Source organism: Dialister succinatiphilus (assembly GCF_928721695.1).
In the GTDB taxonomy this organism is placed as follows: domain Bacteria; phylum Bacillota; class Negativicutes; order Veillonellales; family Dialisteraceae; genus Dialister; species Dialister succinatiphilus.
Window position 1 is genome coordinate 201074 of the sequence record NZ_OV788641.1, and the last position, 25625, is coordinate 226698.

The following is a 25625-nucleotide window of genomic DNA, read 5'->3' on the forward strand; positions in this document are numbered from 1 at the left end:
CTTCGTGGCCCTCTTCCCCTAAAGGGGACGCAAGAACGTTACGGGATTGGCTTTCAGTGTCATATGGCATGAAAACAATTCTGCTGACTGGCTCGCTGCGCTCGCCACCCCCTATCCGGCTGCGCCGGACTTCCCCCTATGCAGGGGGCAGAATAAAGCTCTGAAAAGCAGTCCTTTCATAAGCAGCTTACAGCATAACGGAGCTTTATAGTCCCCTGTGGAGGTCCTGCATAGGACCTCCAAGTGGGGCGAAGTAAGGCGCCTAGCCTGCCCATTAAGGCGCTTTCCTTTTGCCGCCCCACCGAACTGCGGGGGTGGCAAAGGAACTGGATTCGTAAGGAGCCGTAGGCAACTGAGAATCCAGTGACACGCTTCCCAGCGGGGCGGAAAGGTGGTGGCGCCAGCCACCAAAGGGGGATCTCCCTCGCCCGAAAGGGCGGTTGGCCTGTTTTCCCACGGGCGAAGCCCGGTTGTAAAGGTTTTATCATAAGAGGGCGCCTTCCATAAATTTAGAGGCGCCCCACCACAACCCTCGCCCCTAAAGGGGAAACGACTCACTATGATTTGTGCGTCGCTTTGCTCCTTCAAATCATGTTCGCTGTGCACGCCAGAGGCGCGTCAAACTTTAGCCCCTTAAGAACCTTCGGCCCATCGGGCCGTCAACCCTCAAGCCCCAAAGGGGCGTGTCCATAAAAAAACAGCCCCTTGAAAGGAGCTGTTTTTTTATGATATTATTCCGCTTTTTCTTCAGCTGCCGGCGGTTCGTCGTTGTGAACCACTTTGAGCTTGCGGTAGCGGGACATGCCGGTACCGGCAGGAATGAGTTTGCCGATGATGACGTTTTCCTTGAGACCCAGGAGAGGATCTTCCTTGCCTTTGATAGCGGCTTCGGTAAGTACTCTGGTGGTTTCCTGGAAGGATGCGGCGGAGAGGAAGGAGTCGGTGGCCAGGGCTGCCTTGGTGGTGCCGAGGAGCAGGTTTTCACCAATGGCTTTCTTTCTGCCTTCGTCTTCGAGGCGTTCATTGGTGCCGCGGTATGCGACGATATCTACGGTTTCGCCGGGGAGCCAGCCGGAGTCTCCGGGATCTATGATCTTGATCTTGCGGAGCATCTGGTGAACGATGATTTCAATGTGTTTATCATTGATTTCTACGCCCTGGCTTCTATATACTTTCTGTACTTCTTTAACGATATAGTTCTGGGTAGCCTGTACGCCGAGGACTGCCAGGATATCGTGAGGGTTGACGTTACCTTCAAAGAGGCGGGTGCCTGCTTCGATGTGCTGTCCGTCCTGTACGGAAATCTTTTTGGCCACCGGAATCTTTTCACTTTCCGTTTCCTCATCGTTGGTGATGTTGATGATCTTAACGTTGGGGTTGTCTTCAGCGGAGGTAATGGATACGGTGCCGGCGATGCGGGAAATGGTAGCATTGCCTTTCGGTTTGCGTGCTTCGAACAATTCTTCGACACGAGGAAGACCCTGTGTGATATCTTCTGCGGAAGCAACGCCGCCGGTATGGAATGTACGCATGGTGAGCTGGGTACCAGGTTCGCCGATGGACTGGGCGGCGATGATGCCTACGGCTTCGCCGATTTCTACATGGCGGCCGGTAGCCAGGTTTCTGCCATAGCATTTAGCGCAGACGCCATGAGCGGAGCGGCAGGTAAGGATGGAGCGGACTTTGAGCTTGTCGTAGTGTTTTTCGATTTCAGCTGCCTGGTCATCGGTGATTTCTTCGTTTTTCTTCGCGATGATTTCGCCGGTGTCAGGGTTCACCACATCTTCCAGCGGGCAGCGGCCGGCAATGCGGTCTGCCAGGGATTCGATGGGCTGTCCGTTTTCTTCGATCTTGCTGACTTCTACGCCTTCCATCTGGTCCATACGGACTTTGATGAGAGGAATGTCGGAGGAGAGAATGGTTTCTGCAGCTTCCGGAGTGATTTCGGTGCCTTTCGGAAGAACCAGGTTTCCTTTGCGGTCATAGGCGTCTTCTTCCAGTTTCTTTCCGGCAAAGTGGACGGTGAGGTGGTGGCGCATAGCCCGGTTGTATTCGGCTACGGCGTCAGCGGTGCCCAGGTTGAAGGTCTGCTGTTTTTCAGCTTCTTCGCCTTCAGCGGAGGGGATGATGACTTTGACTTCTTCCACCAGGTGGTGGTTCAGAAGAGTCACATCGTCGGCGTCCAGGGTCTTGCCTTTCACCAGAAGGATGTCGCCGTTTCTTCTGTCAATGACGTCTTCGTCAAGGACAGCCCCCAGAAGGTGGGGCTTCAGGGTCATAATGCGGTTCTTCACTTCCGGCTGGGAAGCGATGATGCTCTGTTCTCTGTCGAAGTTCAGCACCTGTACGTCGCAGTCTTCTTCGCGGACGATGACGTCCTGGGAAACGTCGACCAGACGGCGGGTCAGGTAGCCGGAGTCTGCCGTACGGAGTGCGGTGTCGGCCAGACCTTTACGGGCGCCGTGGGAGGAGGTGAAGTAATCGAGGACGGTGAGGCCTTCGCGGAAGTTTGCCTTAACCGGCAGTTCTACGGTCTTACCGGAGGTATCGGCAATGAGGCCGCGCATGCCGGCCAGCTGTCTGATCTGGTTATCATTACCACGGGCGCCGGACTGGGCCATCATGGTCAGCGGGTTGAATTTCACCATGGAGCTCTTCATGGCAGCACCTACTTCGTCTGTCTTCTTGCTCCATACTTCAACGACTCTTCTGTATCTTTCATCGTCGGTCATGAGGCCGCGGCGGAAGAATTTCTTAATCTGTTCTACCTTGGCATCGCCGTCTGCCAGGATCTTATCCTTTTCAGGCGGTACGGCTACGTCGTAGATGCCGATGGAAATGCCGGAAACCAGGGCGTAGTGGAAGCCCAGGGCTTTGACGGAGTCCAGAAGGTCGCCGGTGGCTTTGAAGCCCAGTTTCTTGAAGCAGTCGTTTACGAGCTTGCCCATCTGCTTCTTGCCGATGGTGATGCCCAGACCGTTGTTCACTACTTCGTAGGTCTTTCCGTTTTCGTCTACTCTCTTTTCATGGCGTTTGTAGAAGAAACGGAGTTCCCTTGGAATGGCGTAGTTGAAAATCAGACGGCCAGGGGTGGTGATGACCAGGTCCTTGTCATCTTCATTGAAGCCGTCGGGACGGTCTTCTTTGGGGATGCGGACTTTGATGAAATCGTGGATGCGGATTTCATGGAGGGCATAGGCCAGCATGACTTCGTCGTATCCGGTATAGGCGTGGAGGCGGGAGGTGTCCATTTCATCTTCTGCCTTTTTCCACTGTTTCATGGGGTCAAATTTCGCATTGGGGTTGGCTGCTTTTTCTTCCGGTGTGAAATCGACTTTCGCATCGTTGGCCGTTTCCACAATGGTGAGGTAGTAGGAGCCCAGAATCATATCCTGGGAAGGAATAGCTACCGGTTTGCCATCCTTGGTGGAAAGGATGTTGTTAATGGAAAGCATGAGGGTTCTGGCTTCGGCCTGTGCTTCCACGGACAGCGGCAGATGGCAGGCCATCTGGTCGCCGTCGAAGTCGGCGTTGTAGCCCGGGCATACCAGGGGGTGCAGCTTGATGGCACGGCCTTCCCAAAGGATGGGTTCGAAGGCCTGGATGCCCAGTCTGTGCAGGGTAGGCGCACGGTTCAGGAGTACCGGATGTTCTTTGATCACATCGCCCAGTACATCCCAGACTTCGGGAGCCAGTTTATCTACTTTCTTACGGGCAGCTTTCAGGTTGTTGGCTACGCCTCTCTTGATGAGCTCATGCATAATGAAGGGCTTGAAGAGTTCGATGGCCATTTCCTTCGGCAGGCCGCACTGGTACATTTTCAGTTCAGGACCCACGACGATTACGGAACGACCGGAGTAGTCGACACGTTTACCGAGGAGGTTCTGACGGAAACGGCCCTGCTTGCCTTTCAGCATATCGGACAGGGACTTCAGGGGACGGTTGCCGGGGCCCGATACGGCTCTGCCGCGGCGGCCGTTATCGATGAGGGCATCCACTGCTTCCTGGAGCATACGTTTTTCGTTGCGGATGATGATTTCCGGAGCGCCCAGTTCCATAAGCCGTTTCAGGCGGTTGTTTCTGTTGATGACTCGGCGGTACAGGTCATTCAGGTCGGAGGTGGCAAAACGGCCGCCGTCGAGCTGGACCATCGGACGGAGGTCCGGCGGAATGACCGGAAGGACGGTGAGGATCATCCATTCCGGTTTGTTGCCGGAGTGAAGGAAGGCTTCCACTTCTTCCAGACGGCGGATGCATCTCACTTTGCGCTGGCCGCTGCCTTCTTCGATTTCCTTCTTGAGGGCTGCTTCCAGTTTCGGCAAGTCCAGTTCCTTCAGCAGTTTCTGGATGGCTTCTGCGCCCATCTGGGCCTTGAAGGAGCCGGGGCCGAATTTAGCTACAGCGTCCTGGTATTCCTGTTCGTTCAGCACCTGCTTCTTCAGAAGGTCTGTGCTGCCGGGGTCAAGGACGATATAAGCTGCGAAATAGAGGACTCTTTCCAGCTGGCGGGGGGAGATTTCAAGAATCAGGCCGATGCGGGAAGGGGTGCCTTTGAAATACCAGATATGGGATACCGGGCAGGCAAGAGCAATGTGGCCCATTCTTTCACGACGCACCTTGGAGCTGGTCACTTCTACGCCGCACTTGTCGCAGATGGTGCCTCTGTAGCGCATTTTCTTGTACTTGCCGCATTTGCATTCCCAGTCCTTGGTTGGTCCGAAAATCTTTTCACAGAAGAGACCGTCGGTTTCTGCCTTCAGGGTTCTGTAGTTGATGGTTTCCGGCTTGGTCACTTCGCCGTGGGACCATTCAAGGATCTTTTCCGGAGAGGCGATACCGATTTTCATGGAATCAAATTCGTTTACATCTAACAATTGGGTTCTTCTCCTTTCCGGGTTTATTCATCCTGGCCATCATTGTGGCCGGTTTCATTGTTCATATCCGTTTCGCCGAATCCTGCTTCTTCGTCGGTGGGAGCATTGGCTTCGGCTTCCAGGGTATCGTTGAAGGAGGCTACATCATTGTTGTCGGCAGCTGCTCCGCCGTTCATGGATGTTTCCATGGCATTTCTGGATTCAGTGACTGCACTGTCCCCTTCCATGGCTTCCTTCACTTCGTCCCGGTGCCAGCGTTCGCCGCCGCCGTAACCCTGTTCCAGATCGCTTTCGTCCAGTTCCTTCAGAACCACTTCATCCCCGTTTTCATTGAGAATCCGTACGTCCAGTCCGATGGACTGCAGTTCTTTCATGAGGACCTTGAAAGATTCCGGAACGCCGGGGCTCGGAATGTTTTCGCCCTTTACAATCTTTTCATAGGCCTTCACACGACCGATGACATCATCGGACTTCACTGTCAGGATTTCCTGCAGGGTGTAGGCTGCACCGTAGGCTTCCAGTGCCCAGACTTCCATTTCGCCGAAGCGCTGGCCGCCGAACTGTGCCTTGCCGCCCAGTGGCTGCTGGGTAACCAGGGAGTATGGACCGGTGGAGCGGGCATGAATCTTATCATCAACCAGATGATGGAGTTTCAGCATGTATTTCCAGCCGATGGTGACCTGGTTGTCCAGTTTTTCACCGGTACGGCCGTCATAGAGGTCGGTCTTGGCGTTGGCCGGAAGTCCGGCTGCCTTCAGGGTAGCTGCCAGGTCTTCATCGCGGCAGCCGTCGAAGACAGGCGTTGCAATGTGGATGCCCGATTCTGTAGGTTCAGGCATGCCGTATTTTTCAAAATCATAGCCGCAGTCGATGAGGCGCTGCTTCATTTCTTCGTACTGGTCAGAGCCCTCTCCTGCTTTCAGGGCTGCGCGGATTTCTTCGCCCAGCATATGGCAGGCCCAGGACAGATGGATTTCCAGAATCTGGCCGATATTCATTCGGGACGGTACGCCCAGGGGGTTCAGTACCAAGTCCACCGGACGGCCATCGGGAGTGAAAGGCATATCTTCCACCGGAAGGATTCTGGAGCATACGCACTTGTTGCCGTGACGGCCGGCCATCTTGTCGCCTTCGCGGATCTTACGTTTCTGGGCAATGTAGACACGCACCAGTTTGTTCACGCCGGGAGCCAGTTCGTCGCCGTTTTCACGGGTGAATACCTTCACGTCCACCACCTTGCCGAATTCGCCATGGGGCACGCGCAGGGATGTATCGCGGACTTCTCTTTCCTTGTCGCCGAAGATGGCGCGCAGAAGTCTTTCTTCCGGAGTCAGTTCGGTTTCGCCCTTCGGTGTCACCTTGCCTACCAGGATATCGCCGGGCCGTACATCAGCGCCTACCATGATAATGCCGTTTTCATCCAGATATTTCACAGCGTCTTCGGAAACGGAAGACAGCTGGCGGGTAATTTCTTCTTCGCCCAGCTTGGTATCTCTGGCGTCGCATTCGTATTCTTCAATATGGATGGAAGTGTAGAGGTCATCCTTGCAGAGACGTTCGGAAATCAGTACGGCGTCTTCGTGGTTGTACCCTTCCCAGGATACGAAGGCTACCAGTACGTTGTGGCCCAGAGCCAGTTCGCCCTGGTCCGTTGCCATGCCGTCAGCCAGGGTGTCGCCCTTTTCAACCCTTTCGCCCTTGAATACGGTGGGGCGCTGGTTGATGCAGGTGGACTGGTTGGAACGCATGAACTTAATGAGGTCATAGGTGTCAAGCTCGCCATTGTCTGCGCGGACAATGATCTGGCGGCCTGTTACTCTTTCCACGGTGCCGCCCCTCTTGGCGAGGATGCAGACGCCGGAGTCCTGGCCTGCCACCCATTCCATACCGGTGCCTACCAGAGGCGCTTCCGGACGGAGCAGCGGCACAGCCTGGCGCTGCATGTTGGCGCCCATGAGGGCACGGTTCGTATCATCGTGTTCCAGGAATGGAATGAGGGATGTACCGATGGAGACAACCTGCTTTGGAGATACGTCCATCAGGTCTACTTCTTCCGGTTCTGCTTCCAATACATCGGGGCCGCGGCGGCTTGCCACATTCTTATGGATGAAATGGCCTTCCGCATCCAGCGGTTCCGAAGCCTGGGCAATGATCTTGTCTTCTTCGATATCGGCGGTGACATACTTTGTTTCGTCGGTTACGTGGTATTCCTTAACGCCGGTCTTGGGATCTTCCGACTTTTCGATAATGCGGTACGGGGTCTCGATGAGACCGTACTTGTTGATGATACCGTAGTTGGACAGAGAGGAAATCAGGCCGATGTTAGGACCTTCAGGGGTTTCTACCGGGCACATACGGCCGTAATGGGAGTAATGTACGTCGCGGACTTCGAACCCTGCTCTTTCACGGGACAGACCGCCGGGGCCCAGAGCGGACAGACGGCGCTTATGGGTCAGTTCAGCCAGCGGGTTTGTCTGGTCCATGAACTGGGACAGCTGAGAGGATCCGAAGAATTCCTTGATAGCTGCCACTACAGGGCGGATATTCACCAGAGCCTGGGGAGTCATCTTGTCCTGGTCCTGGGTAGTCATTCTTTCACGAACCACTCGTTCCATACGGGTGAGGCCGATGCGGAACTGGTTCTGCAGAAGTTCGCCTACGCAGCGAACGCGGCGGTTGCCCAGATGGTCGATATCATCGCTTCTGCCGTAGCCCTGCATCATGTTCAGCAGGTAATCGATGCAGGCAATAATGTCGCACCGTTCCAGGATACGGTAATTATCTTCCCTGTTGCCGGAAGAGCAGATCACCTTGACCGGTGTGCCGTCATCCTTCTGCGTCATCACTTCCACCTGGTCGAAGGAAGAGAACACGCCGCTTTCCTCGATACGGGCAATAGCATCATCATCAATGAGGCTGTTGGCTTCAATCACCACTTCGCCGGTTTCCGTATTCACGATGGGGCCATCGGTCTTATGACCGCGAAGACGGTTCTTCCAGGCCAGCTTCTTGTTCAGTTTGTAGCGGCCTACCTTGGCCAGATCGTAACGACGGGGATCATAGAAGAAATTGTTAAGCAGCGTAGTACCGGATTCTTCCGTAGCCGGTTCACCGGGGCGCAGCTTGTGGTAGATTTCAATGAGAGCGGACTTGCGGTCCGTGGTATTATCCTTCTCCAGCGTCCTTTCAATGTGGATATCATGATCGAAAAGATCAAGGATTTCCTCATTGGAAGAATAGCCCAGGGCACGGACAAGAACAGTCACCGGCATCTTGCGGTTTCTGTCGATACGAACGGAAATGGAACCTGACGGATCCGATTCCAGTTCGATCCAGGCACCGCGGTTCGGAATGAGCTGGGCACTGTAGATTTCCTTATCGAAAGCGTCCCTTTCCTTCTTGTAGTACACGCCGGGAGAACGGACCAGCTGGGAAACGATGACACGTTCAGCACCGTTGATGATAAACGTGCCGGTATCGGTCATTACCGGGAAATCACCCATGAAAAGATCATGTTCCTTCAGCTCTCCGGTCTCCTTGTTTTCCAGGCGCACCTTCACATAGAGAGGAGCCGAATAATTGACATCCTTTGCCTTGCACTGTTCGATATTGTACTTGCCTTTGCCGAAATAGTAATCGCCAAAGTGAAGCGCCCACTTATGTGCGCTGTCCTCAATTGGGGAAATATCTGCAAATACATCCTTCAGCCCTTCCCTGCAGAACCATTCATAGGACTTCGTCTGCAGATCGAGCAAATGCGGCATTTTCAGAACTTCCTGTGATCTGGCATAGGTGTATCTCTTCTTCTTACCAACCTGCACAGGTCTGAACATCTTGCTTTTGGGCATTCCTCGCCTCACCCTTTCGTTTCAAAACAGGGCCTCCAGGAAAGGTTCCTCCTGTCAGCCTATATACATACCTTATAAATAAAATAAAAAGGAACGGTTGCAAAGGTAAATTTTACTACATTTAAAGACACAATGCAAGGATTCGTTCCTCATTTATACCAAAAACTTTTGAATAACACAGTTAAGATATTTTCTTTTATAGAATTTTTTATGCCTGCTATAGAAATTTTCTTGCGTAGAAATTTCCTATTGCATTTTCAGCACTTTTTGTTCCAGCCAATTCTAGCATTGCAGGAGGGAAAAAGCAATAGGGAATAGGGCCACTCTGTGGCCCGGGTTCAGAAGGTTCAGAGGGTTCAAAAGGTTCAGAGGGAAAGGTTCTTAAGATGGATGGGCCTTCGGCCCAAGGGTTCTTAAGTTTGACGGGGCCTTTGGCCCCGAGGGTTGCGGATTGCCCTTCGGGCAATACTTATAAAGTCAGCGTTACGGATTTACCTTTCTGCATCATACGTCATGAAAAGCATTACGGTGATCAGCCACCTCCGGTGGCTTTCCCCCCTTTGGTGCCTTACGGCACCACCTTCCCCCCGCGGAGCGGTGGGACAATAAAGCTCCGCAAAGCAATCCTTTCATAAGTCTCACTACAATAAGCACGAGTTATTCTGCCCCCGCTTGCGGGGGAAGTCCCGCGAAGCGGGCAAGGGGGAATGCATTTCTGACGCCCGCAGGGCGGTTGTATGGTTTTTTCATAAGAGGGCGCCTTCTATAATTTAGAGGCGCCCCACCACAACCCTCAGCGGCATAGCCGCTGTCAAACTTAAGAACCCTCGGGGCGATAGCCCCGTCAAACTTTAGAACCCTCAAGCCCCAAAGGGGCTTGTCCTCATAAACGCCCCTTTCGTATGCATCCTGATATCGCACACCCTTTCCACGAAGTTTTCCACGTAGGCTGCTGCTTCATGGAAGGTTTTTCTGTTGATGGGACGGGAGAAAGGGCCCTGCCAGCGGTAGTCCCGGAAGGCGGCAAGGAGGGAGAGGGCCTCGGGGGAGAGGTGGTTTTCTTCCGCTTCTTCCGGCGAGGCGGCGTCGAAGCCGGACTGGGCCAGGAGTTTCACCGCCGTCATGAAGCAGAGAGGAAGGCTGTTTCTTTTTCCTCCCATAGAGCCTGCCTTGAGAAGGGTATCATAGGCGCCGTCGTCTTTTTCACCCTGGGGGAAGAGTTTTTCGGACAGCTCTATGACGTAGAACCAGTAGGCCATGTCTTCATAGGGAAGTTTCATCATATCGAAAAGAAGGTGTCCCTCGTATTGGGAAAGAAGGGCGTATTCCCCTTCCACCGAGGCGGTATAGCGGATGAGGGAGAAGGGAGCGGTGAGGCCGCTGCCGCAGCGGGCCATCACGGTCCTTGGCAGGGACATGACCATGCGTCCTTTCTGCATGGTAAAAAGAGAGAGGGTCTTTCCTCCCTCTCTCCCTTCTCTGCTATGGAGCACAATGGCTTCTCCGCTCTCAATCTTCCTTGTCATGGCTTTCTTCCTTTCCCGATGGCGCCAGCTTTTCCGCCCGCACCCGGACGATGCGGAAGCCTTCCATGCGAAGCACGGAGAACCGCCAGCCTGAGAAATCCACGTGGTCCCCTACTTTGGGGATTCGTTCCAGATGGGAGAATACGAAACCGCCGATGGTGGCGTTCATATCCTCGCCGGCCAGGTCGATTTCCAGCCGGTCCGATACGTCTTCCAGAATGACGGTGCCGTCGAATTCGTAGGTGCCGTCCTTCATGCGCAGGATTTCATAGGGCGTGGTATCCACGGACTGGGGAATCTCGCCGATAAGCTCTTCCACCAGATCCTCCAGGGTCACCAGCCCCGAAGTACCGCCATACTCGTCCACCACCACCGCCAGATAAATGCGGCGGTTCTTCATGAGCTGCAGAAGAGAAGGCGCCGGCATCACCTCCGGTACCGTGAGGATTTCCCTCATAATGGTTTTAATATTGGACTGTCCATGGAGAAGGCTTTCCATGAAATCCTTCACATGGATGAACCCCAGAATCTGGTCCTTATCATCCATGCACACCGGATAACAGGTATGGTGGGCCTTGGAAATCATACGCCGCATGGTTTCTATGTCATCATTATAATAGAGCACCACCATATTGTTTCTAGGAATCATTACATCCCGTACCATGAGGTCGAAGAAATCGAAGGAATTCTTAATGAGGGTATTCTCCAGCGCATTCAGCCGGCCGCTCCTGTTGCTTTCCTCCACGATGCAGCGGATTTCATCTTCCGTATAGGTGAAATTGACTTCGTTCCTGAAAGGAATCTTGTTATGCCGGAAAATGCGGCGCACCAGGAAAAGCCCTGCCTGCACAAGGGGATGGAAAAGACGGCGGTTCCAGTGCACCACCCACCGGTGGGACGCCAGAATAGGCAGCGGCTCCACCAGGGCATGGGTACCTGGGTAAAGAATGGTGCCCGTCCAGAAAAGAAGGACCAGCACCACCACCGCTGCCGCCAGAATGAGATTCACCGCCCAGGACAGATCCTCTCCCATCAGGGCAAGAAGCAGATGGCGTCCGCTCTCCGCCATACCCAGCAGGCTGATGGCGAAAATACCGCAGTAAATGACAAATGCTACCTGGGTGCCGCCCAGAATCTGGCTGGTGCGCTGGTAAAAAGGAGCCACCTTTCGGATCAGCTCCGGATCCTGCTCATCATTGTCCTCTATGTACTTCTTCCGCATGCGGGCAAAGGAAAAATTGACCAGCGTATTCTTATAATTAAAAAATGAAGCGGCCAGCGCTGCTGCCAGAGAAAGCACCAGCCACTGTATATCGGTAGTAATAGGACATTCCTCCTTGGATAACACGCCTGCGGCGTGAGGGTTCTTAGGATTGACCGGCCTGACGGCCGGAAGGTTCTTAAGTTTGACGGCCTTTCAGGCCGAGGGTTGTGGTGGCGGCTTCGCCGCAATTTTTAAAAAAGGGACGCGGCTCCGCCGCAGGTTGTATAGAAAGGTTGTATTCGCTTCGCTCAGGGGGCGACAGCGGCTCTGCCGCTGAGGGTGGCGGATTGCCCTTCGGGCAATGCTTATAAAGTCAGCGTTACGGGATTGGCTTTATGAGTCATATGGCATGATAAGCATTCTGGTGATTGGCTCACTGCGTTCACCACCAAAGGGGGAAACAGCGGAATGGTACATGAAATATATGACTCTCTGTTTTTCCTCTCCATACTTCTCGTTTCCCCTTGAGGGGAACGCCTCGAAGAGGCAAAGGGTGTACGGGGCAGAGCACCGATAGGATGCTCCATCGCTATCCTGACCGCCAATCGGCGGACCCCTGAGCGAAGGGCGATAAGACATAAAATAAGAGTATCATAATCATTCTTACCCTCGTACATCCCTTCGCCACTTCGTGGCCCTCTTCCCCTAAAGGGGACGCAAGAACGTTACGGGATTTACTTTTCTGCGTCATAGGGCTTGAAAAGCATTACGGTAATCAGCCACCTCCGGTGGCTTTCCCCCCTTTGGTGCCTTACGGCACCACCTTCCCCCCCGCGGAGCGGTGGGACAATAAAGCTCTGAAAAGCAGTCCTTTCACTCAACGCATAGCGAAGAATAAAGTCCCCCCACCGGGGGGAAGGTGGTGGCGCCAGCCACCAAAAGGGGTGCATTTCCTCGCCCGCAGGGCGGTTGTATGGTTTTCGCCGCCAAAGGCGGCATAAGAAATGGCGCCGAAGGCGCCCACCTCGCCAGCGCAGCGGTACTATATAACTCCCGAGGGCGGAGCCCTCAACCCGCCTGTAAGGCGAAGCCGATCACAGGCAGAACCCTTGGCGCCCAGGGCCAAAGGCCCGGCGGCGCCATCAACCCTCACGCCCGTAAGGGCGTGTCAACCTTCGGGAATACCGGCAAGCACCGCCCAGGTCCCGGTCCCTCACGCCCCAAAGGGGCGTGTTACTTATGTTCCTTATATCCCAGTTCTCTCAGAATATAATCTTTATTCTTCCAGTCTTTGGTGACTTTCACCCACAGGTCCAGGAACACCGGGGCGCCGATGAGGTTCTGGATTTCTTCCCGGGCTTCCTGGCCGGCGGCTTTGAGGACGCTGCCTTTTTTGCCGATGATGATCCGTTTCTGGGAGTCCCGCTCCACGTAGATGGTGCAGCGGATGTAGACTTTGCCGTTCTCCCTTTCGGAGAATTCTTCGGTGTATACGCCGATGGCGTGGGGCACTTCGTCTCTGGTGCGGGTGAGAAGTTTTTCTCTCACGATTTCCTGGACGATATTTCGTTCCGGCTGGTCAGTCACCATGTCGTCAGGGAAGTATTTCGGTCCTTCGGGCATGTATTTCACCACGCACTTCATGAGCTCATCCAGGTTCTCCCCGGTTTTGGCGGAGAGGGGGATGATTTCAGCGAAGGGGTAGATTTTGCTGTACTGTACGATTTTCTTCAGCACTTCTTCTTTGGAAATGAGGTCCGTCTTGGAGAGGGCCAGGATGGCCGGCACTTTCCGGTCCTTCAGAAGGGAGAGGATGTAGCGGTCGCCGGCGCCCAGGGGATCGTTCACGGCGCAGAGGAAGACGATCATGTCCACCTCGTCCAGGGCGTCCATGGTGCTCTGGCGGATGGCTTCGCCCAGTTTGCTCTGGGGCTTGTGCATGCCCGGGGTATCCAGGAACACTACCTGGGCATTGTCGCCGTTCCACACGCCGGTGATTTTATTTCTCGTAGTCTGGGCGTGGGCGGAGACGATGGAAATCTTTTCTCCCAGAAGGGCATTCATGAGTGTGGATTTTCCCACATTGGGCCGGCCCAGCAGGGCAGCGAAGCCGGAATGAAATTTAGTTTCTTTGTCTGTCATGGATTCTCCTTATTGAGTCAGTGTTTCAGTTCTTCAGCCCTGAAGGAAGAAGGAAACAGTTCTTCCAGGGTATAGGTGCGATAGTCTTCAGGTGACTTTCCGCAGATGATGAGGGGCACATGAAATTCGGACAGCACCTGGCGGCAGATGCCGCAGGGCATGGTGTAGTCCTCATGGCTCCCGATGATGGCGATGGCGGTAAAGTCCCGCTGTCCATCAGCCACGGCGCTTCCCAGGGCATTCCGTTCCGCGCAGAGGGCGGCGCCGTAGGAAACGTTTTCCACATTGCATCCGGCATAGATGGTGCCGTCTTTGGCCATCAGGGCCGCTCCCACGGGATAGCGGGAGTAGGGAGAGTAGCTTTTCTTCCTGGCCTCCTCCGCCTTTTCCAGAAGGCTCTGGATGACCTCAGCCTTCATGTTCCGCTTCCAGCTTGCCTTCGGTCATCATGCGGGTAATGCCGCAGGCGCCGAGGATGTCTTCCTCCGCCTTTCTCATGGCCTTCTTTTCGTCCGGATCGTAATGGTCATAGCCCAGGATATGGAGGAAACCGTGCACCGAAAGATAGGCCATTTCCCTTTCCTTGCTGTGGCCGAATTCCTTCGCCTGTTCCACCGCCCGGTCCAGGTTGATGACGATATCGCCCAGAGCCTTTTCCTCTTCCGGAATATCGTCTTCCCCTTCGTTCAGGGCAAAGGAAAGGACGTCGGTGGGCGCATCCACATGGCGGTAGTCCCGGTTCAGCTCATGAATAGTCTCCCCGTCGCAGATGAGCACGCTGATTTCCGCATCCTCCGGCACCTTCTGGAGCTCGGCCCCCTTCTCCAGCACCTTATGAATCAGTGCTTCCAGTTCCTTACTGTAATATTTCATATCGCTGTAATTAATCGTGATTTCCATGGCTGCTGCCTCCGTTTTTATTTCTTTTCCTAGCATCTTCCTCATAGGCATGGATAATGGCGGCCACCAGGTCGTGACGCACCACATCGTCCTCTGTGAAATGAACCTGTCCGATATCCTTCACCCCGCCGAGCACCCGGAGAGCGTCGATGAGTCCGCTCTTCACATGGGGCGGCAGGTCGATCTGGGTCACGTCGCCGTTAATCACCATTTTGGACCGGAACCCCAGACGGGTGAGGAACATTTTAATCTGCTCCACCGTAGTATTCTGGGCCTCGTCCAGAATGACGAAAGACTTCTCCAGCGTGCGTCCCCGCATATAAGCCAGCGGCGCCACCTCGATCTGCCCCTTCTGCTGGAGCCGCATGAACTCCTCGGGGCCGAACATATCCAAAAGGCCGTCGAAGAGAGGACGCAGATAGGGATTCACCTTCTCCTGCATATCGCCAGGCAAAAAACCCAGCTTCTCCCCCGCTTCCACCACCGGGCGCACCAGGATGATGCGCTGCACATCGTGGTTCCGAAGGGCAAAGGCCGCCAGGGCCACCGCCAGGTACGTCTTTCCCGTACCTGCCGGGCCGATGCCGAAAGTGATGGAATTCCTCCGGATGGCGTCCACATAGAACTTCTGCCCCAGCGTGCGGGGACGGATGGGATTGCCGCTCTTGGTGAAATTGATAATATCCTCTTCCATATCCTCCAGAAGCTGCTCTTTTCCCTCATCCATAAGGCGCATCACCAGCCGCACCTGCCGCTCCGACAGGCGGATACGCTCACGCACCATGTGGCGGAGCCGCTCCACCACATGAACCGCCTGCTCCACCGCCTCATGGTCTCCCTTCATGCGGATGAGATTTCCCCGGCCCGATATATCAATGCCGTAATGGTCTCCCATGACCTTAAGATACGAACTGTCTCTTTCAAAAATATGGGACGCTTCCTGCGAATCCCTGATGAGTATTTCTTCTACCCGTTCCGTAATCATTTTCCTTTCATGAACCCTGTCACTTCAAAAACCGCTTCACTGCCCTGCCGTCCAGATAATGGCAGCGGCAGCCCTGGGTAATATTTCTTTCCTCCAAAAGCCGGTCGATGCGGTCCTTCACTTCCCACCAGGGAGAGCCGCCGTTCACAGTAATCGTATTTCCACCCGACGCCCGGCCTACCATGCGCTGCACCACGATATCCTTCCGGAGATAAGAAAGAAAAAGCACCGCCCGCTCCATGTACTCCTCCATAGGAAGAAGCGAGACCTCCCCCTTCTCATACATGTCTGCCAGCTTCGTCCCCTTCACGATGTAAAGAGAATGAAGCTTCACCTCCGTCACCGGCAGCGCGGAAATAATCTTCGCCGTCTCCGCCACATCCAGCCGGTCATCCCAGGGAAGATCAGCAATCACATGGGTGCAGAGATCGAAGCCATACCGCCCGATGCGGAGGGCCGCATCGATAAACTCCGCCAGCCCGTGGCAGCGGTTCAGCACAGAAAGGGTGTGCACATTACTGCTCTGGAGCCCCAGCTCCACCGTCACATCCTTCCCATACCTCAGCGACGCCTCCTTCAGCACATCCAGGTACGCCTCATGAATGCAGTCCGGCCGGGTAGACACATCCACCGCCACCACCGCCGGATGACTCATGGCCTCCTCCACCCAGCTTTTGAAATCAGACAGAGGGGCATAGGTATTCGTAAAATTCAAGAAATAAGCAATAAACTTCCGCGCCTTGTACTTCGGCCCCACATGAGCCATACTCCGGTCCAGCTGGCGGGTAATACCCATGCCCACCGCCTTCGTCTCATAATCAGCGCCGATGGACCCGCAGAAAATACAGCCCCCCGACGAAAGACACCCGTCCCGGTTCGGACAGGTCACCGGAAGAGACACAGGGATCTTGTACACCTTCTCCCCGTACCTCTCCTTCAGATAATCAGAATAATTCCTGTAACGCTCCATACATCTCCTGTACTTCAATAAACAATGAGTCAATTTAATTATATAACAAGCCGGAAAGAATTGCACATGGGACGCGGGACGCGGTAAGTGTCAAGTTTTCCTCGGTAATTCATTTGACTGTCGATAATTACTATCTCCGTGGCTTCGGTTTAATCAGTATTTCTGTATAGCTCTGGCCAGTCTCCCCATTGGTGAAGAAGAAGCTCCATAAACGCCTATACGCCCCTCCAGGCATCCCGGCCTATAGTTTCTCATTTTACGCTTCTGCGCCTCACTCCGGACATTCTGGGCGATTTTACGCTCTGCCTGCACCGTAGCCTTGTGCATGGCTCTATCCATCTTTTTGTAGCTTTTCCCATTAGCATGGTACAGGAGAGCTGCTGTAAGTGTTTTATTCTTCCGGGCGGTCAATACCCAAACCATACACTCCATTCCCTCGCTGGACCAGCTCCGTCCCTGCCGCTTCATGCGATAGCTATAGAACCGGTGATTTGTTTCTGCAGTACCCAGATGAATCTCTGTATGGATGCCGCGCTGACTCAGGCTGGGGATATAGGGAGCATTTCTTTTCAGATAGCTCTGCAGCTTGTCTACCTCCTCCAAATCCGCCTCTGTTCGGGCGCAGCTCCGGGCAGTATCCATCCATACGGGAATCTGTTTCATAATATCGTCGCTCTGGTGAAGTTCTCGGATAATACGGTCTATCAGTTTTCTGTTGCAGAAGCTGAGCCGAGTCCGGATCTTTTCATGCACATGATAGCAGTCGAGGAAGTGCTGGTGATCCAGGCAGCCTTCTACTATTCGATCAAAGTCCTGAAATTGGTACCCGGAACCTCCATCCCCATTCGACAGCACTGTGGTCTTAGACAGGTCATAGTGCCCATGCAGATAGCTTGCTACCATTGCAAAAAGTTCTTTTCTGCTGGTAGCTGCAAAGCAGCGAAGTCCTACCAGTTCTGTCCTGTTGCCATTTTTCCTGACTCCCTCATATACCTGGAGGCGGTGCACTTCCGAAACGCCGCCTTTCTCCTTGTTCTTGAGTACAATTCCATCTCCTTCAATCGCTATAATTTCCGGCTGTGTCGGCTTTTCAACCTTTTCCTCTTCTGCCAATGCTTTTTCGTAAGCCTTTGCCTTCTTACCGGCATAATTCTTGAGTGAGATAACGGACTGATGGGAGATGGTAATCCCTGCCAGGCTTTGCAGGAGTTCGCTGGCACTGCGAGATGTGGTAATTGCGACAGCCTCGACAATCCGCTCAATCATTCCCAGGCTGTAGTGTTTTCTGGACTCAAAGCCCATTTTGCAGTCCAGGGGATAGAAGCTCTTCCCTTCTTTCTGCAGAAGTCTTCGGGTATAGGTCAGCTCTCCATAGCGGCAGCAAATCGTCCTAGAGTCCCGGCGCGCCACACGCCACCCCTGTACCTTGTAAATCTGATACAGCTCAGTGTCAATACGCGCCAGGGCCATAGCTATAAGCTGACAGTTCATTTCAGTGAGCCAATGAGTTAGCTTCCTTTCAGACTCAATAGAATCATCAGATTCCTTGATGATAGAAATGACTGCTCCTATTGCATTTTCACTCCAAATTTCTCCAGTTTTTGTTATAATATCCATGAGGAAAGCCCTTTCTTTGTTTTATTTGTGCACGGAAATTATAACATTTCCACTCAAAGGGAGGCTTTCCTTTTTTATTGTTTCTGGAAAAATTCCCCTACCGAGTAAAATTTTACACTAAGCGGGACGCGCCTTCGGCGCGAGGGTTCTTAAGATGGACCGGCCTGCGGCCGGAGGGTTCGTAAGTTTGACGGGGCCTTTGGCCCCGAGGGTTGCGGATTGCCCGTAGGGCAATGCTTATAAAATCAGCGTTACGGGATTGGCTGTCTGTGTCATATGTGACACAATATCCAGTGCCACCTATTTTCTCGTTTCCCCTTGAGGGGAAATGCCACGTAGTGGCAAAAGGGTGTACGAGGCAGAGTACCGATAGGATGCTCTATTGCTATCCTGACCGCCAATCGGCGGCCTCCCTCGCCTTATGGTCCTCTCCCCTTGCAAGCTTGGACACACCTACGGTGTGAAGGTTCTTAGGATTGACCTGCCTGACGGCCGGAGGGTTCTTAAGTTTGACGGCCTTTCAGGCCGAGGGTTGTGGTGGCGGCTTCGCCGCATGTTTTATAATGCCGCCTGTAGCGGCGAAAGCCGAAAGCCTTTTCCCTCGGGCGCAGCCCGGTTGTTAGGTTTTTTCATAAGAGGGCGCCTTCTATAAATTTAGAGGCGCCCACCACAACCCTCAGCGGCAAAGCCGCTGTCAAACTTAAGAACCCTCGGGGCGTTAGCCCCGTCAAACTTTAGAACCCTCAAGCCCCAAAGGGCTTGTCCATTTGAACCTTCATGCCCCCATTTCCAGAGCAGCTTTCCTTTTAACTACCTCTTTGACATGTATACGTCATGCAGGTATAATGTAGTTATGATAAAGACTTTCGCAGATAAGGAAACTGAAAAGATTTATAATCAGCAGTTTTCAAAAAAACTTCCACAGTCCATTCAAAGGATTGCCCTAAGGAAGCTGATGATGCTTGATAATGCGGAAAGGTTAGAAGATTTACGGGTTCCTCCCGCTAACCATCTGGAATTGCTTCATGGAAACCGGGCAGGACAATACAGCATACGCATCAATCAGCAATACCGCATTTGCTTTATCTTTGAAAACAGTGTAAGCAGAAACGTAGAAATCGTTGATTACCATTCATAAAAGGAGTGAAAAAAATGGACACATATATTCCTGTTCCCAAAATCAGTGAAATTCTCCTGCAAGAATTCATGAAGCCCATGGGAATCAGTGCCTACCGCCTGGCAAAAGATATCCATGTCCCCGTTTCCAGAATACAGGCCATCCTGGCGGATAAGAGAAAAATCACCGTAGATACCTCTCTCCGTCTGGGTAAATACTTCGGCGTGTCAGACCGCTACTTTCTGAACCTGCAGGATGATATCGACATCCGTAAGGCTCGGGAAACCATGCGAAAAGACCTGGAATCCATCAAAACCATACAATATGCATGAATCAAAAGAGCTGTGAAGAAATGAACGATATTTTCTCACAGCTCTTTTGATTCATGCTGATTATCTATTTTATTCCATTCATAAGTTGTACTACAATAAGCACGGGTTATTCTGCCCCTGTGGAGGTCCTGCATAGGACCTCCAAGTGGGGCGAAGTAAGGCGCCTAGCCTGCCCATTAAGGCGCTTTCCTTTTGCCGCCCCACCGAACTGCGGGGAAAAGGTGGTGGCGCCAGCCACCAAAGGGGGAATGCCGGACTGGTACATGAAGTATATGACTCTCTGTTTTTCTCCTCAAATTTCTTGTTTCCCCTTGAGGGAAAATGCCACGTAGTGGCAAAAGGGTGTACGGGGCTGAGCAGCGATGTGATACTCTATCGCTATCCTGACCGCCAATCGGCGGCCTCCTGAGCGAAGCGATGCACAGCGAACACATTTTGAAGGAGCGGAGCGACGCACAAAATGTAGTGAGTCGTTTCCCCTGTGGGGCGCAACCTTTCTGCACAACCCTTGGCACCAAGGGCCGGAGGCCCGATGGATGCCATATGCCCCTCTGCGCCGCAGGCGCAGGCCCCTTCGGGAATACTGGCAAGCATCGCCTAAGTCCCGATCCCGATCACGATCACGACCGCGCCGAAAGGCGCCTGAACCCTCAAGCCCGCAGGGCTTGTCCCTTTGAACCCTTAAGCCCAACAGGGCATGTCCATAAGTTGCCTTATTGAAATTTCTGAATACATATAGTAAAATATAAATATAGAATCATAATATATTTCAAAAAGGAGGTCCATTATGGATACCAAAGGAAAAGGCTTGCTCTACGAAATGAAAAACGGTTACCCCATCACCATGTCTGAAGAAGAATACAAGGCGAAAGAAAAGGAAATCCGCTCCATCGCCTCTGATCTCTACGTCAATATGGACGTACTGGATCTTGTGGAAAAAGACTACAAACTGAAACTCCTGGTCCTCTCCATGGCCTCCTACTTCGGCTTCGACCGGGCCACCGGCGAAGACCTCCTCCAGGCCGCCCATCTCACCTGCCCGGCAGAACTGAACCCCATGAAATACTTCTTCATGAAAGCCGGCTGGACCCCCTACTACCTGGAATACACCTTCAAAGAAGACCTGGGCACCCACTTCCATGAAGTCATGGATACCTTCTACACCGACGTGGAATTCTACATGGACATGTCCGAACACCTCCAGTACGTCCGTCTCCCCAACGCCCTCCGGGTCATTTGAGGAATGCCTTGGGCTTGAAGGTTCATAAGGTTCAGATGGTTCAAAGAGTTGTGGGCAAGAAGCTCCGATACCAATATCTCTGCCAGTCGCATCCTTATATAATACAGATCCGCTAAACTCATTGCCTCTTTCATTCTTATTTCATTTTCTACATAAGAATATAATAATAAGCATGAAAATCGGCTTTGCCTCTTCCACCGCCAAAGAGCCCCTCAAAAGAGAGGCTCTTTTTTAGTCATCTATGGTATAAGAAGAAATCAAAATCATATTGGTAAAATCCGGCATGAAAACTGTAATAAAACTACCGGATTTACCTGCTCCTATATGCCCCTGCCTGAACCATGGGATAGCAATGGTTCCATCATCAAGACCACGAGCCGGTTTGTGAACACCGATGAATGCCATTCTAAGGGACTGGTCTTTGTACATGAACCTCATGGGCCGCAGTTCCCCGTTTTTAATAATAAAGAAACGATAATCCACAAAGCTGAAAGACATCTGCTTCGTTGTCACCAGCATATCCGGCTGTCCATCTTCTCCCTGGATCACATAAACTCCACCAATATAGGTTGGCGCTGTCACATTAATGAAATCAGGGCGAGTCACATCCATTTTCTTTCCAAAAAGCTGGACATACTGGATTTCTGCTGACCTGTTTCCCGGAGCAGACAGATAGGCATTATAAGGATATGCTTTATAAACCTGATCAGTATCTCTTCCATAAAGCCAGGTAAAATGTTTTGCTCCTACAAACATTTCATTGTCTCCAATTATGTATACACTATAGATTTTGCCATTTTCATCATGCATCACAAAGGACTTCCGGCCCATTTCCATAGCCATTGTATCAGGCATTACCGCCTGGGCTGCATGAACTTCATGGCCTGCAGGGAGGAAAAACAGGGCCAAAATGATGGCGTAAAACACTTTCCATAGCTTCATAATATCTACTCCTTTGCACTTATCACCGGATTATACAAGTTTCTTGTTCGGAAATGACAGATATTTGAATGCTCCGGAAATATTAAGCGTCATTTCCCCAAAGGAGAAGCGGGCCGTGAAATTTCCGGTTTCATAATCTACCGATTCCACATACGCCCTGCCCAGACGTTTGTGCTGTATCCACTGTCCATCTATCAGCGCCAAAGCCCTTTGATCACGCATGCGAAGCTGTACCAGGGTCTCGTTATCAAGGACCTTCCGCAAAGGAGCTTTCGATGATAAATTTTCCCTTCGGTCGAAAGCTCTGTCTCTTCTGCCTCTGCCTTTTACCCTCTTTAATTTCTTATCTACATTCTTCTTGATTACGCCTTTCTTTCCACTCCCCTGCTTCTTTTTCTTCTTCTTTTTCCGCCGATGTGCATTCACATAATCCCAGTAGGAATCATAGCCTCTTTCCTTCCATGTTGGATGCCAGATATGATAACCGCGGCCAAACTGTGCCATATGCTCCCCCTCTTTCCATGACGAATATATTTGTTATTTTTATTATACAATATGGCTATGCCAGAATCTGTCACTCACAAATATCTTTTAAATAAAGAGACAAAAATACCGGACCGCAGGTTTTGCAGTCCGGTATTTTCAGAAATAAACCGGCATCAGTCACCTTTTACAAGCAGCTCATTGTCAAAGGCATAGGGAACAACATATTCGACGACGGTCTGACCATAAGCAACTTTGATAAGATGTTTCGTCATGTCCTGAGCAACGACGATGCCAATGCCATAGTCCTGACTTTCGACTTTCATGCCGGTATGAAGGTCTTTCAGCGTCAATCTGCTGCCCTTTGGCTTTTCTACATATTTCGGAAGCACAGAAGATTCCCCTTCCGGTTCCTCTGTTCCATAACACTGGGGCGTATTATTGACCACATTGGAGAAATCGATATAATCTGATTCCGTTTTGAAATGGATGCCTGTGTGCAGTGCCTCAAAATGTTTTTCCCCACATTCGATTTTAGCGTTTTCAGAAATTCTCCGTTTCGTCTTGTCTACTGTCCCTTTAGTTTCAACGATGAAATAGAGTTTTTCCTGCCCATCATCATCAATGACTGCCGCCCAGTCCGGATTATAGGATCCCAGGGGTGTCATGATTTTAAACCAGTCCGGCAGTTTCACATAGAGTTTCACCGACTCATCCCGTTCAAAGGACCTGGCAAAGCTGCGTTCCACTTCGCTGTCATAAACAATATAATCATAGACAGATTTAGTAGCCCGGCACATATTTTCACCCAGATATCCCTTCAACTCCTCATTCAGGAAAAGTTCCTGGGAATAATAGGCGGTATCTCCGATACGCCTGTACTTGATACCATCCATAATAGCTTCATTCATTACCTGCCTGATACGGTTGGCCGCCTCTTCCATATACTGCTGTGGATTACGGGTAAATTGGGAAAGGGTTCCGCTTTCAGTGAGAATCTTAGCCAGTGTTTTCCTTGTAAGATTTGTCTGGTTCTGGAGGTACATGAGAATATCCGGAAGAGGAAGTGTATCTGTATCCAACAGTTCTTCTTTTTTCCTTTTTTTGATTTCCGCATGAACTCCTGCATCCGTGATTTCTACATCTGATTTCTCGTACATCAGCTGAGGCTTGGTGACGACGAGGTCTTCCAGAGCCTGCGCCGCATGGTCAATGAGGCTGCTGCTGTCAAAATTCACGTGATATACCGTTTTATATTTTATCTTATCCCACAGTTCTTTGAACTCCGGACTCAAAATCCGCTGTTTCCGCGCTCGGGCCTGGGTACGGTTCTTATTCTTATGGACAAAGCCAAAGCCTTTCGCCGTGCGCTTACAGATGTCAAGAATTCTATCCTTTAATGGAAGAAATTCCGGAGGAATGACAAGGGTATCATTCTTTAGCGCTTTTTGCATGATATCCTGGATTTTTCCGTCTTTGTCCAAGTATCCATACTGTTCCATCTGTTCATACAGCTGCTTCGACTTAGCTTCTCCCAGAGGATGCTCTTTCCCGGAATCATCAGCTACGGGAATCCGTGCAAAGATATGGGGTTCCATAACACCAAATTTGATACCTTCATCCACTTCATATTCATGCTGGAGTTTTTCTGCAAACTTATCGTAGCTTTCATTAGCCATAACGGTCAGAATATTCACATTGGGATCCCGTATCCGCTTTCCATCCTGATCCACGCAGAGACGAAGCCCCCGGCCAATTTCCTGCCTTTTCTTGATTTCGCTCTTTGTATCATTCAGTGTACATATCTGGAAAACATTGGGGTTATCCCAACCTTCCTTTAATGCGGAATGGGAAAAAATAAAACGTACTGGGCAGTCAAAGGAAAGAAGTCTCTCCTTATCTTTCATAATCAGGGTATAGGCACTGTCATCTGCCTTTGTATTACCGTTGGTGTCCTTCCACAGGGCATCATCAGCCTGTTTTTTACCGCCTTTTCCATCTACCGCAAAATACCCTTCATGCACGCTTTCTACCGGGTCATCCCGGCAGTAGAGATGAGCATATTTAGGCTTGGCAATCAGCGCATTGTACTCTTCTTCAAAAATCTGTCCGTAGCGGCCATTTTTTCCTTTTTGAGAAGAGCGGTAATTACTGACTCGGTCAAGGAAGAAAAGGGACAACACCTTGATTTTCATATTCTGCTTCGCAAATTCCAGTTCCTTATCGAGATGTTCTTCGATGGTCTTACGAATCATCTTGCGCTTGAATTCGATATCCTCACCATCACCGATAGGCTTATCTATGCGGAGCACCGTATCTTTATTGGTAAAACTGACATACTCTTCCCCTTCGCCGCAGTAAATGTCATCGATCTGGTAACCGTCGTACACATCACGGCCGCCGGATTTCTCATAGAAATCATCTCCCGGCCTTACGGTGACTATTTTTCGCTTCACCGCACCTTTTTTATCCTGCCAGTCTATTTCCACACGGGCCTTGATTTCTTTCTTATTAGAAACGCTCTTTAGACAGAAATAAGCCTCATTATGATTTTCCAGAGACACAAAGTCGGCCACTTCGATCTGCTTCACCAGTCCCTTACGGAAGCTGTCCACCGCATCCAGTTTATAAATCAGGTCATGATGTTCGCGGTGCGTGGCAGAATAGCGGAATACACACAGAGGATGAAGCCTTGCAATGGCTTTATGGGATTTTTCCGTACTGTCTGCTGACTGGGGTTCGTCGATAATAACGATGGGATTCGTGCCTGCCAGTACATCAATAGGTCTGGCACCGCCAAATCCTTTTTCATCCAGTACCCGGTTGATGATATTAGCCTTGCCCTGGGAACCGTCCTCTTCCACATCCTTCCGGAAAGCATCGATGTTCATGAGCATAATATTCAGATTATTGTCCCGTGCATACCCAAGGATATCCGCTACCCTGTCACCGCTGTACACAAAATAATTATAGGGCAGTCCGTTATAAAGACGATTGAAATGAAGCCGGGTGATTTCCATAGTCTTCAATACGCCCTCTTTGATTGCCAGACTGGGGACCACGATGACAAATTTATTGAAACCATACCGGCGGCTCAGTTCCAGGGCTGTCCTAAGATATACATAGGTTTTCCCTGTGCCCGTTTCCATCTCAATATCAAAATCGTACCGGCCGTCAACCATGGTTTCCGTCTGGCGGATGCCGTTCCGAAGCTGCACCTTCCTCAGATTCTTCAAAATCTGGTCGGAAGAGATCAAAAGGCGGTTTCCATAGCCCATGTCCTCCATAAAATCGGAAGACCCTTCCCCATTATTCGAGGACGCGGAAATAGTAAAATTGGACTCTGCCTGGGGCTGCCCTTCAAACAAATCCACTGCAGCTGCAATGGCCTCCTCCTGGTAAGGAAGGTTGGACTCAAAATGTAAGCGTAAACTCATCTCTCGCG

The 25625-nt window shown here is 51.7% G+C and carries 16 protein-coding genes; 3 read left to right on the forward strand and 13 right to left on the reverse strand.

All coding sequences use genetic code 11. The annotated features are described in order from the left end of the window. Positions 1 to 731: 731 nt before the first annotated feature. The 10 genes from rpoC to NW747_RS00970 all read right to left on the reverse strand — a co-directional run bounded on the left by rpoC (position 732) and on the right by NW747_RS00970 (position 18066). Positions 732 to 4874, reverse strand: coding sequence for a DNA-directed RNA polymerase subunit beta' (gene rpoC / locus NW747_RS00925; protein ID WP_273187581.1), 4143 nt, complete (start codon positions 4872 to 4874; stop codon positions 732 to 734). Between the two features lie 23 nt (positions 4875 to 4897). Next, positions 4898 to 8707, reverse strand: a complete 3810-nt coding sequence (gene rpoB / locus NW747_RS00930) for a DNA-directed RNA polymerase subunit beta (RefSeq protein WP_273188266.1) — start codon at positions 8705 to 8707, stop codon at positions 4898 to 4900. 875 nt (positions 8708 to 9582) lie between these two features. Beyond that, positions 9583 to 10248: a DNA repair protein RecO gene (gene recO / locus NW747_RS00935; RefSeq protein WP_273187583.1), complete on the reverse strand. Its 666-nt coding sequence runs from the start codon at positions 10246 to 10248 to the stop codon at positions 9583 to 9585. Further along, entirely contained in the window at positions 10232 to 11596 is a 1365-nt protein-coding gene (locus tag NW747_RS00940) for a hemolysin family protein (RefSeq protein ID WP_273187585.1), read from the reverse strand. Before NW747_RS00940 ends, recO begins: the two co-directional genes overlap by 17 nt. 1089 nt (positions 11597 to 12685) lie before the next feature. Next, entirely contained in the window at positions 12686 to 13594 is a 909-nt protein-coding gene (gene era, locus NW747_RS00945) for a GTPase Era (RefSeq protein WP_273187587.1), read from the reverse strand. Between the two features lie 17 nt (positions 13595 to 13611). Then, positions 13612 to 14013, reverse strand: a complete 402-nt coding sequence (locus tag NW747_RS00950; protein WP_273187589.1) for a cytidine deaminase — start codon at positions 14011 to 14013, stop codon at positions 13612 to 13614. Beyond that, positions 14003 to 14494: an rRNA maturation RNase YbeY gene (gene ybeY / locus NW747_RS00955; protein WP_273187591.1), complete on the reverse strand. Its 492-nt coding sequence runs from the start codon at positions 14492 to 14494 to the stop codon at positions 14003 to 14005. The genes NW747_RS00950 and ybeY overlap by 11 nt, the downstream gene beginning before the upstream one ends. After that, a complete protein-coding gene (locus NW747_RS00960) occupies positions 14478 to 15479 on the reverse strand; it encodes a PhoH family protein (protein WP_273187593.1) in 1002 nt (333 codons plus the stop codon). The genes ybeY and NW747_RS00960 overlap by 17 nt, the downstream gene beginning before the upstream one ends. 19 nt (positions 15480 to 15498) lie before the next feature. Next, positions 15499 to 16449 (reverse strand): tRNA modification radical SAM protein MnmL/YtqA, encoded by a 951-nt coding sequence (gene mnmL, locus NW747_RS00965; RefSeq protein WP_273187595.1) that lies wholly within the window; start codon positions 16447 to 16449, stop codon positions 15499 to 15501. A 153-nt stretch (positions 16450 to 16602) separates the two neighbouring features. Beyond that, on the reverse strand, positions 16603 to 18066 hold the full coding sequence (locus NW747_RS00970) for an ISLre2 family transposase (RefSeq protein ID WP_273187597.1): 1464 nt from the start codon (positions 18064 to 18066) through the stop codon (positions 16603 to 16605). 853 nt (positions 18067 to 18919) lie between these two features. Here NW747_RS00970 and NW747_RS00975 point away from each other — a divergent pair. The 3 genes from NW747_RS00975 to NW747_RS00985 all read left to right on the forward strand — a co-directional run bounded on the left by NW747_RS00975 (position 18920) and on the right by NW747_RS00985 (position 20755). Beyond that, positions 18920 to 19204, forward strand: a complete 285-nt coding sequence (locus NW747_RS00975; RefSeq protein WP_273187598.1) for a type II toxin-antitoxin system RelE/ParE family toxin — start codon at positions 18920 to 18922, stop codon at positions 19202 to 19204. 14 nt (positions 19205 to 19218) lie between these two features. After that, positions 19219 to 19515, forward strand: coding sequence for a HigA family addiction module antitoxin (locus NW747_RS00980; RefSeq protein WP_273187600.1), 297 nt, complete (start codon positions 19219 to 19221; stop codon positions 19513 to 19515). A gap of 787 nt (positions 19516 to 20302) precedes the next feature. Continuing rightward, on the forward strand, positions 20303 to 20755 hold the full coding sequence (locus tag NW747_RS00985; protein ID WP_008860014.1) for a hypothetical protein: 453 nt from the start codon (positions 20303 to 20305) through the stop codon (positions 20753 to 20755). Positions 20756 to 20986: 231 nt separating this feature from the next. On the opposite strand, the gene NW747_RS00990 is transcribed toward NW747_RS00985, so the two are convergent. The 3 genes from NW747_RS00990 to NW747_RS01000 all read right to left on the reverse strand — a co-directional run bounded on the left by NW747_RS00990 (position 20987) and on the right by NW747_RS01000 (position 25617). Then, a complete protein-coding gene (locus tag NW747_RS00990) occupies positions 20987 to 21697 on the reverse strand; it encodes a hypothetical protein (RefSeq protein ID WP_273187602.1) in 711 nt (236 codons plus the stop codon). 30 nt (positions 21698 to 21727) lie between these two features. Next, positions 21728 to 22201, reverse strand: a complete 474-nt coding sequence (locus tag NW747_RS00995; protein ID WP_273187604.1) for a hypothetical protein — start codon at positions 22199 to 22201, stop codon at positions 21728 to 21730. A 155-nt stretch (positions 22202 to 22356) separates the two neighbouring features. Continuing rightward, positions 22357 to 25617, reverse strand: a complete 3261-nt coding sequence (locus NW747_RS01000) for a type III restriction-modification system endonuclease (protein ID WP_273187606.1) — start codon at positions 25615 to 25617, stop codon at positions 22357 to 22359. Positions 25618 to 25625: the final 8 nt, after the last annotated feature.